Source organism: Pseudomonas sp. D3 (assembly GCF_029320995.1).
GTDB classification, from domain to species: domain Bacteria; phylum Pseudomonadota; class Gammaproteobacteria; order Pseudomonadales; family Pseudomonadaceae; genus Aquipseudomonas; species Aquipseudomonas paraveronii.
This window is the reverse complement of sequence record NZ_CP119772.1, coordinates 2,225,942-2,240,031: the sequence shown is the minus strand read 5'-3', so window position 1 is coordinate 2,240,031 and position 14,090 is coordinate 2,225,942. Positions and strand designations below refer to the sequence as shown.

Annotated in this window: 11 protein-coding genes; 1 reads left to right on the top strand and 10 read right to left on the bottom strand. The window is 58.3% G+C overall.

All coding sequences use genetic code 11. The features are described from left to right. Positions 1-62 precede the first annotated feature (62 nt). From htpG to P3S72_RS10330, 3 genes are all read right to left on the bottom strand, one after another. Positions 63-1,967 (bottom strand): molecular chaperone HtpG, encoded by a 1,905-nt coding sequence (htpG, locus tag P3S72_RS10340; protein ID WP_276197240.1) that lies wholly within the window; start codon positions 1,965-1,967, stop codon positions 63-65. A gap of 89 nt (positions 1,968-2,056) precedes the next feature. Next, entirely contained in the window at positions 2,057-2,509 is a 453-nt protein-coding gene (locus P3S72_RS10335; RefSeq protein WP_276197239.1) for a PaaI family thioesterase, read from the bottom strand. Then, the gene (locus P3S72_RS10330; protein WP_276197238.1) at positions 2,506-2,982 is read right to left on the bottom strand and encodes a PaaI family thioesterase; all 477 of its coding nucleotides are present in this window, start codon (positions 2,980-2,982) and stop codon (positions 2,506-2,508) included. Before P3S72_RS10330 ends, P3S72_RS10335 begins: the two co-directional genes overlap by 4 nt. A 157-nt stretch (positions 2,983-3,139) precedes the next feature. Here P3S72_RS10330 and P3S72_RS10325 point away from each other — a divergent pair, with 157 nt between their 5' ends. Then, the gene (locus P3S72_RS10325; protein ID WP_247396461.1) at positions 3,140-3,391 is read left to right on the top strand and encodes a hypothetical protein; all 252 of its coding nucleotides are present in this window, start codon (positions 3,140-3,142) and stop codon (positions 3,389-3,391) included. Positions 3,392-3,512: 121 nt separating this feature from the next. On the opposite strand, the gene P3S72_RS10320 is transcribed toward P3S72_RS10325, so the two are convergent. The 7 genes from P3S72_RS10320 to P3S72_RS10290 all read right to left on the bottom strand — a co-directional run bounded on the left by P3S72_RS10320 (position 3,513) and on the right by P3S72_RS10290 (position 14,035). After that, positions 3,513-4,253 (bottom strand): DUF599 family protein, encoded by a 741-nt coding sequence (locus tag P3S72_RS10320; RefSeq protein WP_276197237.1) that lies wholly within the window; start codon positions 4,251-4,253, stop codon positions 3,513-3,515. Between the two features lie 158 nt (positions 4,254-4,411). Then, complete coding sequence (gene brnQ / locus P3S72_RS10315) at positions 4,412-5,725, bottom strand: branched-chain amino acid transport system II carrier protein (RefSeq protein WP_276197236.1); 1,314 nt, start codon at positions 5,723-5,725, stop codon at positions 4,412-4,414. A gap of 427 nt (positions 5,726-6,152) precedes the next feature. Next, complete coding sequence (sucD, locus tag P3S72_RS10310; RefSeq protein WP_003210566.1) at positions 6,153-7,034, bottom strand: succinate--CoA ligase subunit alpha; 882 nt, start codon at positions 7,032-7,034, stop codon at positions 6,153-6,155. After that, complete coding sequence (gene sucC, locus P3S72_RS10305; protein ID WP_017846770.1) at positions 7,034-8,200, bottom strand: ADP-forming succinate--CoA ligase subunit beta; 1,167 nt, start codon at positions 8,198-8,200, stop codon at positions 7,034-7,036. The genes sucD and sucC overlap by 1 nt, the downstream gene beginning before the upstream one ends. A 203-nt stretch (positions 8,201-8,403) precedes the next feature. Continuing rightward, positions 8,404-9,840, bottom strand: a complete 1,437-nt coding sequence (gene lpdA, locus P3S72_RS10300) for a dihydrolipoyl dehydrogenase (protein WP_276197235.1) — start codon at positions 9,838-9,840, stop codon at positions 8,404-8,406. 101 nt (positions 9,841-9,941) lie between these two features. Continuing rightward, positions 9,942-11,159: a 2-oxoglutarate dehydrogenase complex dihydrolipoyllysine-residue succinyltransferase gene (odhB, locus tag P3S72_RS10295; RefSeq protein WP_276197234.1), complete on the bottom strand. Its 1,218-nt coding sequence runs from the start codon at positions 11,157-11,159 to the stop codon at positions 9,942-9,944. Positions 11,160-11,203: 44 nt separating this feature from the next. Next, positions 11,204-14,035: a 2-oxoglutarate dehydrogenase E1 component gene (locus P3S72_RS10290; protein ID WP_276197233.1), complete on the bottom strand. Its 2,832-nt coding sequence runs from the start codon at positions 14,033-14,035 to the stop codon at positions 11,204-11,206. Between the last annotated feature and the right edge of the window lie 55 nt (positions 14,036-14,090).

The following is a 14,090-nucleotide window of genomic DNA, read 5'->3' as shown; positions in this document are numbered from 1 at the left end:
TACTCCAGTTAAGGTGCACAAGAACGAAAAAACCCGCCGAAGCGGGTTTTTCTACAACGGGTTTAAACTGACAGTTCAACCAACAGCTTGTTCAGTCGGCGCACATAGGCGGCCGGGTCTTTCAAGCTGTCACCAGCGGCCAGGGCCGCCTGATCGAAGAGGATGTGCGACAGGTCGCCAAAACGCTCTTCGCTCTGTTCGCCGTCGAGTTTCTCGATCAGCGGGTGAGCCGGGTTGAATTCGAAGATCGGCTTGGAGTCCGGCACCTTCTGCCCGCTGGCTTCGAGGATCTGACGCATCTGCATGCCCAGGTCCTGCTCGCCAATGGCCAGGATCGCCGGGGAGTCGGTCAGACGGTGGGAAACCCGCACTTCGCTGACGGCATCGCCCAGGGACGCCTTGATCCGCTCAACCAGGCCTTCCTTAGACTTGGCCACTTCTTCAGCGGCTTTTTTGTCTTCTTCGGAATCCAGGTTGCCCAGGTCCAAGTCACCACGAGCCACGTCGACGAAGGTCTTGCCGTCGAATTCGCTGAGGTAGCTCATCAGCCACTCATCGATACGGTCAGTCAGCAGCAGCACTTCGATGCCTTTCTTGCGGAAGACTTCCAGGTGCGGGCTGTTCTTGACCTGAGCGTAGGTTTCGCCGGTCAGGTAGTAGATCTTATCCTGACCTTCCTTGGCGCGTGCCAGGTACTCGGCCAGGGACACCACCTGCTCGCCGTCTTCGCCCAGGGTGGACGCAAAGCGCAGCAGGCCAGCGATTTTTTCCTTGTTGGCGAAATCTTCAGCCGGGCCTTCTTTCATGACCTGGCCGAAGTTTTTCCAGAAGCCTTTGTATTGCTCAGGCTCGTTCTTCGCCAGTTTTTCCAGCATGTCGAGAACGCGCTTGGTCAGCGCCGACTTCATGGAGTCGATGATCGGGTCTTTCTGCAGGATTTCCCGCGATACGTTCAGCGACAGGTCGTTGGAGTCGACCACGCCTTTGATAAAGCGCAGGTACAGCGGCAGGAACGATTCCGCCTGGTCCATCACGAACACGCGCTGCACGTAGAGCTTCAGACCCTTTGGCGCTTCGCGCTGGTACAGGTCGAACGGAGCGCGGGCCGGTACGTAGAGCAGCGAGCTGTATTCCAGCTTGCCTTCGACCTTGTTGTGGCTCCAGCTCAGCGGGTTTTCGTAATCGTGCCCGATGTGCTTGTAGAACTCCTGGTATTCCTCGTCCTTGATCTCGGTACGCGGACGGGTCCACAGGGCGCTGGCACGGTTGACGGTTTCCCACTCAACGGCCGGCGCTTCTTCGCCTTCGGCGGCTGCTTGCTCTTTCGGCAGCTCGATCGGCAGGGCGATATGGTCGGAGTACTTCTTGATGATATTGCGCAGGCGCCAGCCATCGGCGAATTCATCTTCAGCGGCCTTGAGGTGCAGCACGATACGCGTACCACGATCAGCCTTTTCGACGGTGGCAATTTCAAACTCGCCCTCGCCTTTCGAAGACCAATGCACACCTTCACTGGCAGCGAGGCCCGCGCGGCGGCTGAACACTTCAACCTTGTCGGCGACGATGAAGGCCGAGTAGAAGCCCACACCGAACTGGCCAATCAGGTGCGAATCTTTCTTCTGGTCACCCGAAAGGTGCTTCATGAAGTCGGCGGTGCCGGATTTAGCGATGGTCCCCAGGTGGGTGATCGCATCGTCACGGCTCATGCCGATACCGTTGTCTTCGAGGGTAACGGTCTTGGCGTCTTTGTCGAAGCTCACGCGGATTTTGAGTTCTGCGCCGCCTTCCAGCAACTCCGGCTTGGACAGGGCTTCGAAGCGTAATTTGTCGACAGCGTCAGAGGCGTTCGAGATCAATTCGCGAAGGAAAATTTCCTTGTTGGAATACAGCGAATGGATCATGAGGTGCAGCAGTTGCTTCACCTCGGTCTGGAAGCCCAGGGTTTCCTTTTGAGTTTCCACACTCATGGTCATCAAACTCCAATTGGATGGCAGTGGCCGCGCCCGAGAGGGTTGGCGGCGGGTTGTCATCAAAGTTGGGGGCTAAGACCAGAATTTCAAGGGCGGGGCACTTCCTCGATCTTGAAATGCGCGCGGGCGGTGGCAATGGGTTCGGCCGCAGTGGTTTGCCAGGCGGTGATCGCCACATTTGCCACCCGTCGACCTTGGCGCCAGACCTGGCATTTGGCGTATGTGTCGCGAAACTGGCCGGCACGCAGGTAATCGAGAGAAAAGTCGATGATTTTCGGCAAGCCCGGAGCGCCGGTGAACACCAGCAGGTGCAACGCGGCGCAGAGTTCCATAAAGCCTGCAATCACGCCGCCGTGCAGCGCCGGCAATATCGGGTTACCAATGTTGTCCTTGTTGGCCGGCAGGCGGAACAGCAGCTCATCGCCTATCCGCGTGCATTCGATGCCGATCAGCTTGGCATAGGGGATCAGGTCGAGCAGCGCCTCATAGTTGCCGCACTCATGGGCCTGCTCCAGACGCGTCTTGAATGAGTGAGTCATGCCTGCTCTCCCTTGATCGTGCTGCCCAACCCTTGCGTGCCCTTGAGGCGCTTGCCCATGCGCATGAACGTGCCCACCGCGTGAGCGACGGGTTGTTGCGGGTCGTCCTGGTAAGCGAAACCACGGGTAAAAATCACGTCGCTGGTCACGCGGTAACACTGGGCGAAGCCATATACCGGCTTGTGCGGTTCGGCGGGATGCATGTAGTCGATGCGCAGGTCCAGGGTCGGGCACACCTCGAACTCCGGCAACACACATAGGGTGGCCATGCCGCAGGCGGTGTCCATCAATGAAGTCAACGCGCCACCATGGATGACACCCGTCTGGGGGTCGCCAACGATCGTCGGGCCGTAGGGCAGGACCAGGGTGATCCCCTCCTCGCAGGCGTGATGAACGGTAATGCCCAGCACCTGGCAATGGCGCAGAGCCGAAATAAAGCGTTTGGCACGCTCCAACAAGGAATTTTCGGTCATTCGGTTCAGACTCTTATGAGTGTGGGTCCGGCGGAGTATGGACCGTCGGGGAAAGTTCCTTGGAAAAATGCTTTATATATCTGTGGGATAAAAGGAACTAATGCTGGCCCCATATGCTCGAAAGGCCAGTAGATATCTTCACTAAGGAGAAACACCCATGCGCAAGACTTTAGCTATTTCCATGATGTTGGCCGCCGCCCTCGGTCTGGCTGCCTGCGATAAAAAATCCGAAGACAAAGCCCAAGATGCTGCCGCGCATTCTGAGCAAGCTCAGAAAGATATGGCGAAAGCACAAGATAAAGTGAACGACGCTGCGAAAGAAAACGCCGATGCTGCCAAAGCTCAGGCCGAATCGAACAAAGCCGCAACACAAGAAGCAGCACCGGCTACCCCAGCAACCGGTTCTTGATACCGGGGCTTGAAATAGCTTGGCTGCAAAAAGAAAGCCCGCTTAGATAGCGGGCTTTACTTTGCCTGAGGTATTTAGCCCTTGGGCGAGGCGCGATAAGTCGGCCAAAACCCGCAGCGTTCTATACCAGCGGTTCTTTCGCCAGGTCCGGCAGCGGCGTGTCGGTCTGCGTATACACCATCACTTGCAGTACGTCGGAATGAAACTCCCGGCGATACAGCACCAATACCACCCCGGCACTCATCAACATGAACAGCCAGGGGCTGACAAACCACGCCAGCATGGTCATGCCGAAGTAATAAGCGCGCAGGCCAAAGTTGAACTGGTTGGCCGCCATCGAAATGACCCGCGCCGCCCGCAGGGCAAACGCCTTGCGCTCCTGCTCCGACACGTGCCGCTCACCGATCATCGGCGCCGACCCCACCAGCACGGCCGCGAAGTTGTACTGGCGCATGCACCAACTGAACGTGAAGAACGCGTAGACAAACGCCAGCGCCAGGCATAGCAGCTTGATCTCCGACATGCCCTGGGACGCCTGCTGCACCATGGGGATGTCCGCCAACAACGACACGGCTCGCTCGGACGCCCCCAGCACCGTGAGAATGCCGGCAAGGATGATCAAGGTGCTCGAAGCGAAGAACGAGGCGTTACGCTCCAGGTTGCCGATCACGCTGGCGTCGGCGATGCGGTTGTCGCGCAGCAGCATGCGACGCATCCAGTCTTCGCGATACAGGTGCAGCACACTGGCCAGGCAGGCGGTGTCGCGGGCTTTCCAGGTCGCGTAACGGGTGTAGCCGCCCCAACAGATAACAAACCAGAGTGCGGCAAGCAGGTGGATCAGGTTGGCTTCGATAAACGGCATGCGGGTCCTTATACACAGTAGAGGGAAACTGTGGGAGCTGGCTGGAGCTTTTCGTTACCCCTTCGACGTTAGCCCACTGGAAAAGACACTGCCCGTCACGCAAAAAAATGCCCCATATCGATTGATACGGGGCATTTCGGTACAACGTGAAGCGTGCGTTACGCGATGGCTTCGCTGCGCTTGCCGAGCATCCGGTCCACCACCACAGCAACCACCAGGATCATCACCGATGGCACCAGCCACGCCAGGCCCTGCTCGCTCAACGGCAGGTTAGCCAATTGCGACGGCATCCAACCCGCCAGCCCGGCGCCCTTGAGCGCATCGATGCAGCCAAAGATGAACGAAACCAGCATCACCGGGCCAACGATACGGCTTTGCTCCTGCCAGAAGTCTTTGCAGAAGCTCAAAGCCACCAGCACGATGCACGGCGGGTAGATTGCGGTGAGCACCGGGATCGAGAACGCGATCAGCTTGGTCAGGCCCAGGTTGGACACGAACAGCGAGAACAGCGCCAGGATCACCACCAGGGTCTTGTAGGACAGCGGCAGGATTCGGCTGAAGTATTCGGCGCAGGCACAGGTCAGGCCGACGGCGGTGACCAGGCAGGCCAGGGAGATCAGCACAGCCAGGAAACCGCTGCCCAGAGAGCCAAAGGTGTGTTGCACGTAGGCATGCAGAACAGCGGCGCCATTGGCGGCACCGGCAGCGACTTCATGGCTGCCCGCCCCAAGGCGGAACAGGCTGATGTACACCAGCGCCAAGCCGACGCCGGCGATCAACCCGGCAATGATCGCGTAACGGGTGATCAGCTTAGGCGATTCGACCCCACGGGAACGGATCGCGTTGACGATCACGATGCCGAACACCAGCGCGCCCAGGGTATCCATGGTCAGGTAACCATTGATAAAGCCTTGGGAGAACGGCGCAGCCACGTATTCCGGGGTGGCAACCCCCACTTCACCGGCCGGCAAGGCAAACGCGGCGATGCCGAGGATGGACAGCGCGAGAATTTTCAGCGGTGCCAGGAAACGGCCCACGGTGTCCAGCAGGCGGCCGGGGTACAGGGAGACGAAAAACACCACCAGAAAGTACACAGCGCTGTAGAGGAACAGGGCCAGCGGGCTTTCGCCGGTCAACGGCGCCAGGCCCACTTCAAAGGACACGGTCGCGGTACGCGGGGTGGCGAACAGCGGCCCTACCGCCAGATACGCGGCCGCCGCCAGCACGCCACCGGCGATCTTGCCGATCGGGCTGCTCAACGCATCCATACCGCCGCCGACCTTGGCCAGGGCGATTACCGTGACCACCGGTAGCCCGACTGCGGTGATCAGGAAACCCAACGCCGCCATCCAGACATGGGGCCCGGACTGCAAACCAACGATCGGCGGGAAGATGATGTTGCCGGCGCCCACGAACAGGGCAAAGGTCATAAAGCCCAACGCCAGGATGTCCTGGCTTTTCAACACTTTCATTTGAGGAAATACCACACTACTGAATCGGAATTTAGAGAGGGCTTCCCTATGGATGAGGGAAATGCTGTCGGCCCTTATGGGCACCAACCGGCCTAGCGCGCGGCTTCCTTTTGGGATGCGGGCGCTTTAAAGAGGCGGCAAGGGTACAGAATTTGGCCGATAAACGCACTGTTGCAGGGCGGACTGTCCGATAAGCGACATCCGAATGTCGTGTTTTCATACTTAATTTGGCAATACAGATAAAAATGTGGGAGGGGCTTGCTCCCGATAGCGGAGGCTCAGTCACTGCTGATGTGACTGAACCGCTATCGGGAGCAAGCCCCTCCCACATGGAACCGAGTACATTTCAATAAATGGGCCGCCCAGAATGCACAAAGGCCACCCGAAGGTGGCCTTTGCCTGGTGAAGCGTCAGTTAAGCGCGAGGCTTACTTGACAGCCCAACCGGTCAGCTCGGACAGAGCCTTGCCGATGTCTGCCAGCGAACGCACGGTTTTCACGCCTGCGTCTTCCAGGGCAGCAAACTTCTCGTCTGCAGTGCCCTTGCCGCCAGAAATGATTGCGCCAGCATGGCCCATGCGCTTGCCAGCAGGGGCAGTCACACCAGCAATGTAGGAAACAACCGGCTTGGTCACGTGTGCCTTGATGTAGGCAGCCGCTTCTTCTTCAGCCGACCCGCCGATCTCACCGATCATGACGATCGCTTCGGTCTTCGGGTCTTCCTGGAACAACTTCAGGATGTCGATGAAGTTCGAGCCTGGGATCGGGTCACCGCCGATGCCGACGCAAGTCGACTGACCGAAACCGGCGTCAGTGGTCTGCTTCACAGCTTCGTAGGTCAGGGTGCCGGAACGGGAAACGATACCGACTTTACCTGGCAAGTGAATGTGACCGGGCATGATGCCGATCTTGCATTCGCCTGGAGTGATCACGCCTGGGCAGTTAGGGCCGATCAGGACCACGCCCAGCTCGTCGCACTTGACCTTGGCGTCCAGCATATCCAGGGTAGGAATGCCTTCGGTGATGCACACGATCAGCTTGATGCCGCCGAATGCCGCTTCCAGGATCGAGTCCTTGCAGAAAGGAGCTGGAACGTAGATCACGCTGGCGGTGGCGCCAGTGGCAGCGACTGCGTCTTTCACGGTGTTGAACACGGGCAGGCCCAGGTGCTCGGTGCCGCCTTTGCCCGGAGTTACACCACCCACCATCTTGGTGCCGTATTCGATGGCTTGCTGGGTGTGGAAACTACCTTGCGAACCGGTAATACCCTGGCAGATAACTTTGGTGTCTTTATTGATCAGGACGCTCATTATTTGCCCTCCGCAGCTTTAACAACTTGTTGAGCAGCGTCGGTCAGGCTGGTAGCCGCGATGATGTTCAAACCGCTTTCTGCCAGTACTTTAGCGCCCAGTTCAGCGTTGTTACCTTCAAGGCGAACAACCACCGGGATTTTCACGCCGACTTCTTTCACTGCACCGATGATGCCTTCGGCAATCATGTCGCAACGAACGATGCCGCCGAAGATGTTGACCAGTACTGCAGCGACGTTGGAGTCGGACAGGATGATCTTGAAGGCTTCGGTTACGCGTTCTTTGGTAGCACCACCGCCCACGTCGAGGAAGTTGGCTGGTTTGCCGCCATGCAGATTGACGATGTCCATGGTACCCATGGCCAGGCCAGCACCGTTGACCATGCAGCCGATGTTACCTTCCAGGGCTACGTAGTTCAGTTCGAACTTGGCAGCGTGCGCTTCGCGCGGATCGTCTTGCGACGGATCGTGGAAAGTCTTCAGCTTAGGCTGACGGTACATGGCGTTGGCGTCGATGTTGATCTTGGCGTCGAGGCAATGCAGATCGCCGTCAGCCTTGATCACCAGCGGGTTCACTTCCAGCAGGGCCAGATCGTGATCCTGGAACAGTTTGGCCAGACCTACGAAGATCTTGGCAAACTGGGCAACTTGCTTGCCTTCCAGGCCCAGCTGGAAAGCCAGCTCGCGCCCCTGGAATGGCTGAGCGCCAACCAGTGGGTCGATGGTGGCTTTGAGAATTTTTTCTGGAGTGTCGTGAGCGATCTTCTCGATGTCCACGCCACCTTCGGTGGAAGCCATGAACACGATGCGACGGCTCGAACGGTCAACGACAGCGCCCAGGTACAGCTCTTTAGCGATATCAGTGCACGATTCAACCAGGATCTTGGTGACTGGCTGGCCATTGGCATCAGTCTGGTAAGTCACCAGACGCTTGCCCAGCCACTGTTGTGCGAAGGCCTTGGCGTCTTCTTTGCTGCGAACCAGCTTAACGCCGCCCGCTTTACCGCGACCACCTGCGTGAACCTGGGCTTTTACAACCCATTCGGTCCCGCCGATTTTATCGCAAGCTTCTGCTGCTGCTTCCGGGGTGTCTACTGCGTAGCCCTGGGATACTGGCAGGCCGTATTCAGCGAACAGCTGCTTACCCTGATACTCGTGAAGATTCATGCTTTTTACCGTCTTCGTTAGGTACTGCGCATTCGGCGCTGCGCTCATTATGAGTGCCGCGCCACCTGTGACTGCTGCTTACGCAACTTGCCGGACTTAAGCCCGGTCAAGCTGCGCAAGACTGCGTCCAGCGGACATTCCGCGGTGAGTCTTGCGCACAAGGCTCACGACGGGCAGCCGCCGTGGTTTCTTATTATCTCGTTTTAGCGCTTCTTCTTGTTCGCGATGTGAATGGCATGACCATTCACTGCCAGCGCGGCTTCGTGCAACGCTTCGGACAGGGTCGGATGGGAGAAAACCATCATGCCGATGTCCTCGGCACTGGTGCCGAATTCCATACCGATTGCGCCCTGCTGGACCAGTTCTGCAGCGCCTGGGCCAATCACATGGACGCCCAATACGCGGTCAGTCTTGGCATCAGCGATGACTTTGACAAAACCACCGGTGTCGTTGGCTGCCATGGCACGGCCAGAAGCAGCGAACGGGAAGGTGCCGACGTTAACTTCAACGCCTTCAGCTTTCAACTGCTGTTCGTTCTTGCCAACCCATGCAATTTCCGGGTGGGTGTAGATAACCGATGGTACCAGGTCGTAGTTCATCTGGGTTTTGTGGCCCTTGATGCGCTCGACAACCATGATGCCTTCTTCGGAAGCCTTGTGCGCCAGCATCATGCCGCGAACCACGTCGCCAATGGCGTAGACGCCTGGAACGGTGGTAGCGCAGTGATCGTCAACGTGGATGAAACCACGCTCGTCGATGTTCACGCCGCAGTCGGAAGCCAGCAGGTCGGTGGTCACTGGGCGGCGACCAACGGCTACGATCAACTTGTCGAAAGTAATGGTCTGCTCGCCATCCTTGTCAGTGTAGGTCACGACGACTTCTTCGCCGTTAACCTTCGAGCCGGTCACGCGAGCGCCCAGCTTGATGTCCAGACCTTGTTTAGTCAGGGTTTTCAGCGCTTCTTTGGACACTGCGGTGTCAGCAGCCAGCAGGAACGTATCCAGGGCTTCGAGAACAGTGACTTGGGAACCCAGACGGGACCAGACCGAACCCAGTTCCAGGCCGATCACGCCAGCGCCGATCACGCCCAGACGCTTAGGAACTGCCTGGAATTCCAGGGCGCCGGTCGAATCAACGATCACGTTCTGATCAACAGGTGCTGGTGGAATGTCGATTGGACGCGAACCTGGGGCCAGGATCACGTTTTCGGCTTCGATGATTTCTACCGAACCGTCCGGCTTGGTGATTTCAACTTTCTTGCCGGCCAGCAGTTTGCCGTGACCTTGCAGGGAAGTTACGCCGTTGGCCTTGAACAGGGTCGCAACGCCGGAGGTGAGGCCTTTAACGATGTTGGCTTTACGGCCGACCATCGCGGGTACGTCCATGGTCACGCCAGCGTGGTTGATGCCGTGGATGGCAAAACCGCTTTGCGCTTCGTGGAATTTCCAGGAGCTGTCCAGCAGCGCCTTGGAAGGAATGCAACCAACGTTCAGGCAAGTACCGCCCAGTGCCAGTTTGCCTTCCTTGTCGGTGTATTTTTCGATGCAAGCAGTCGAGAGGCCCAGTTGTGCAGCCTTGATGGCGGCAACATAGCCGCCAGGACCTGCACCAATCACTACAACGTCAAATTTCTGCGACATGAAAATAGTTCCTCTATTTAGCAGCAAGCTTTCAAGCCGCAAGCCCCAAGCCCGACTGCCGTTTCCGGCAGCCTGTCACTTGAGGCCGGCAGCTGCTTCTATCAGATATCCAGCAGCAGACGAGCTGGGTCTTCCAGCAGGTTCTTGATGGTCACCAGGAAAGTCACGGCTTCTTTACCATCGATCAGGCGGTGATCGTAAGACAGCGCCAGGTACATCATTGGGCGGATCACGACTTGGCCGTTGATGGCCATCGGACGCTGGATGATGTTGTGCATGCCCAGGATCGCGGCTTGCGGCGGGTTGACGATCGGGGTCGACATCATCGAACCGAAGGTACCACCGTTGGTGATGGTGAAGGTACCGCCGGTCATCTCGTCGATGGTCAGCTTGCCGTCACGGGCTTTCTTGCCGAAGCCGGCGATGCCGCCTTCGATTTCAGCCAGGCTCATCAGCTCGGCGTTACGCAGAACCGGAACCACCAGGCCACGGTCGCTGGACACGGCAACGCCGACGTCTGCGTAGCCATGGTAAACGATGTCGCTACCGTCGATGGAAGCGTTGACTGCCGGGAAGCGTTTCAGCGCTTCGGTGGCCGCTTTCACGAAGAACGACATGAAGCCCAGGCGCACGCCGTTGTGGCTCTTCTCGAACAGATCCTTGTACTTCGAACGCAGGGCCATGACTTCGGTCATGTCGACTTCGTTGAAGGTGGTCAGCATCGCCATGTTCGACTGGGCTTCAACCAGGCGCTTGGCCACGGTGGCACGCACGCGGGTCATCGGAACGCGCTTCTCGGTGCGGTCGCCAGCGGCGAACACAGGAGCAGCGGCAGCAGGCGCTGCTGCCTTGGCAGGTGCAGCTGCTGGAGCGTTTTTCTTGGCTTCAACTGCAGCAACCACGTCTTCCTTGGTCACACGGCCGTCTTTGCCGGTGCCTTTGATGGAAGCCAGGTTAATGCCGTTTTCTTCGGCCAATTGACGAGCAGCCGGTGCGGCGATTGGATCTTCGCCACCAGCAGCCGGAGCAGCAGCTGGAGCAGAAGCAGCAGCCGGTGCGGCGGCTGGAGCAGCAGCAGCGCTGCCCGCTTCGATCGAGCCCAGTACCTGGTTGGACAGGACGGTATCGCCTTCATTGGCGATGATCGCGCCCAGCACGCCGTCAGCTTCGGCCAACACTTCCAGAACGACTTTGTCGGTCTCGATGTCGACGATCAGTTCGTCACGTTTTACAGCCTCGCCGGGTTTCTTGTGCCAAGTGGCAATGGTGCCATCGGCAACCGATTCCGGGAATGTCGGGGCTTTGATTTCAATAGCCATTATCTATGGGTCCTTAAAATTCGGTTTCAGTCAGCGCGAAGGCGTTAAACAGTGAAAGCATCTTGCAGGAGTTTTTCCTGCTGCTCGGCGTGCATCGATGCATAGCCACATGCAGGTGCGGCAGAAGCATCGCGGCCGGCGTACTCCAGGCCCAAGCCCTTGATGTGGTTACCCATGCTGCGACGCAGATGATGCTGGCTGCTGTACCACGCGCCCTGGTTCATCGGTTCTTCCTGACACCACACTACATGAGTGAGGTTGGTGTAAGGCGCGATGATCTCCATGAGGTCATCTTCCGGGAACGGGTAAAGCTGCTCGATACGCACGATGGCGATGTCTTCGCGGCCTTCGGCACGGCGTTTTTCCAGCAGATCGTAGTAGACCTTGCCGCTGCACAGGACCAGGCGAGTGACCTTGGCCGCATCCAGTGCATCGATTTCTGGAATCACGGTCTGGAACGAACCGTCAGCCAGATCTTCCAGGGTCGAGATGGCCAATTTATGACGCAGCAGCGATTTCGGCGTCAGCACTACCAGCGGCTTGCGCAGCGGGCGAATGACCTGACGACGCAGCAAGTGGTAGATCTGGGCCGGGGTAGTCGGCACGCATACCTGGATGTTGTGCTCGGCGCACAGTTGCAGGTAACGCTCCAGACGGGCCGAAGAGTGCTCCGGACCCTGACCTTCATAACCGTGTGGCAGCAGCATGGTCAGACCGCACAGACGGCCCCACTTGTGCTCACCGCTGGTGATGAACTGGTCAATAACCACCTGGGCACCGTTGGCGAAGTCGCCGAACTGGGCTTCCCAGATCACCAGCGCCTGAGGCGTGGTGGTCGAGTAACCGTATTCGAACGCCAGCACGGCTTCTTCGGACAGGAACGAATCGTACAGGTCGAAACGTGGCTGACCTTCGTACAGGTGTTGCAACGGGATGTAGGTACCCGCGTCTTTCTGGTTGTGCAGAACCGCGTGACGGTGCGAGAACGTACCACGGCCGATGTCCTGGCCGGTCATGCGGATCGGGTGACCTTCGAACGCCAGGGTCGCGTACGCCATGGTTTCAGCGTAACCCCAGTTGATCGGCAGGCCGCCGGCTTGCATTTTTTGACGGTCTTCGTAGATCTTCGCAACCTGGCGCTGTACGACGAAGCCATCCGGAATTTCCAGCAGCTTGGCAGACAGTTCCTGCAGGGTCTTCAGATCGAAAGACGTATCGTGACGTGCAGTCCAGGCGTGGCCCAGGTACGGACGCCAGTCGACGAACAGCTCTTTGTTCGGCTCTTTAACCAGGCTTTTTACAACATGCAAACCATTGTCCAGAGCGTTGCGGTATTCGTCGACTTTCGCCTGAACACGCACTTCGTCAACCACACCGGCCTTGGTCAAGCTTTCGGCGTACAGCTCACGGGTAGTGCGCTGCTTGGTGATCTGCTGGTACATCAACGGCTGGGTGCCGCTTGGTTCGTCCGCTTCGTTGTGACCGCGACGGCGGTAGCAAACCAGGTCGATCACCACGTCACGCTTGAACTGCATGCGGTAGTCGACCGCCAGTTGGGTCACGAACAGCACGGCTTCCGGATCATCACCATTCACATGGAGGATCGGTGCCTGGATCATCTTGGCAACGTCGGTGGCGTACTCGGTGGAACGCGCGTCCAACGGGTTGCTGATGGTGAAGCCCACCTGGTTGTTGATGACGATGTGAACGGTACCGCCAGTCTTGAAGCCGCGGGTCTGCGACATCTGGAAGGTTTCCAGAACCACGCCTTGACCGGCAAATGCCGCGTCGCCGTGGATGGAAATCGGCAGAACCTTCTCACCAGTGGTGTCGTTACGACGATCCTGGCGAGCCCGCACCGAACCCTCGACCACTGGAGAAACGATTTCCAGGTGGGATGGGTTGAAGGCCATGGCCAGGTGAACTTCACCGCCGGTGGTCATCACGTTGGACGAGAAGCCCTGGTGGTATTTAACATCACCGGAACCCAGCTCGACCTTTTTCTTGCCTTCGAACTCGTCGAACAACTCGCGCGGGTTCTTGCCGAAGGTGTTGACCAGCACGTTGAGACGGCCACGGTGGGCCATGCCGATCACGATTTCCTTGGTGCCGTAGGAGCCGGAACGCTGGATCAGCTCATCGAGCATCGGAATCAGGCTCTCGCCGCCTTCCAGGCCGAAACGCTTGGTACCCGGGTATTTGGTGCCCAGGTATTTTTCCAGGCCTTCGGCTGCGGTCACGCGCTCAAGCAGGTGGCTGCGCACATCGGCGGACATAACCGGACGGCCACGCACGCCTTCCAGGCGATGCTGGAACCAGTGACGCTGTTCGGAGTCGGTGATGTGCGTGAACTCAGCGCCAATGGTGCGGCAATATGTCTGCTGCAACGCTTCGTGAATTTCACGTAGGCTCGCTTCCTCTTTGCCGATGAACAGGTCGCCGGCACGGAAGATCGTATCAAGATCGGCATTGGTCAAGCCGTAATGATTGATCGACAGGTCTGCAGGTGCAGGACGCTTCCAGAGCCCCAGCGGATCGAGCTGGGCCGCCTGGTGGCCACGCATACGGTAGGCCTGGATCAGTCGCAATACTTCAACTTGCTTCTTCTCATGCTCACTGCTCACGCTTCCGGCAGAAACCGGTTGGGCGCGGCGCTGGTTCTTTGCCAGCAGCACGAACTGATCGCGAATTGTTGCGTGCGATACATCGGTGGCAGCGTTGCCGTCTGAAGACAACGTCTGAAATTTGGTGCGCCATTCTTCTGGCACAGCGTTAGGGTCGTGCAGGTAGAGCTCATAAAGCTCTTCCACATAGGCAGCGTTACCACCTGAAAGATAGCCGCTGTTCCACATGCGCTGCATCACGCTTTCTTGCATGCTTGGTCACCCTCGATTTGGGGACACCACCGGCGGCGACACCGAGTTTGCTTGC

Bases quoted from the DNA above. Each gene is read 5' to 3' on its own strand.
- P3S72_RS10335 (WP_276197239.1), bottom strand. From the start codon at position 2,509: ATGACTCACTCATTCAAGACGCGTCTGGAGCAGGCCCATGAGTGCGGC.
- brnQ (WP_276197236.1), bottom strand. From the start codon at position 5,725: ATGAAAGTGTTGAAAAGCCAGGACATCCTGGCGTTGGGCTTTATGACC.
- sucD (WP_003210566.1), bottom strand. From the start codon at position 7,034: ATGAGCGTCCTGATCAATAAAGACACCAAAGTTATCTGCCAGGGTATT.
- sucC (WP_017846770.1), bottom strand. From the start codon at position 8,200: ATGAATCTTCACGAGTATCAGGGTAAGCAGCTGTTCGCTGAATACGGC.
- P3S72_RS10325 (WP_247396461.1), top strand. From the start codon at position 3,140: ATGCGCAAGACTTTAGCTATTTCCATGATGTTGGCCGCCGCCCTCGGT.
- lpdA (WP_276197235.1), bottom strand. From the start codon at position 9,840: ATGTCGCAGAAATTTGACGTTGTAGTGATTGGTGCAGGTCCTGGCGGC.
- odhB (WP_276197234.1), bottom strand. From the start codon at position 11,159: ATGGCTATTGAAATCAAAGCCCCGACATTCCCGGAATCGGTTGCCGAT.
- P3S72_RS10290 (WP_276197233.1), bottom strand. From the start codon at position 14,035: ATGCAAGAAAGCGTGATGCAGCGCATGTGGAACAGCGGCTATCTTTCA.
- P3S72_RS10320 (WP_276197237.1), bottom strand. From the start codon at position 4,253: ATGCCGTTTATCGAAGCCAACCTGATCCACCTGCTTGCCGCACTCTGG.
- htpG (WP_276197240.1), bottom strand. From the start codon at position 1,967: ATGAGTGTGGAAACTCAAAAGGAAACCCTGGGCTTCCAGACCGAGGTG.
- P3S72_RS10330 (WP_276197238.1), bottom strand. From the start codon at position 2,982: ATGACCGAAAATTCCTTGTTGGAGCGTGCCAAACGCTTTATTTCGGCT.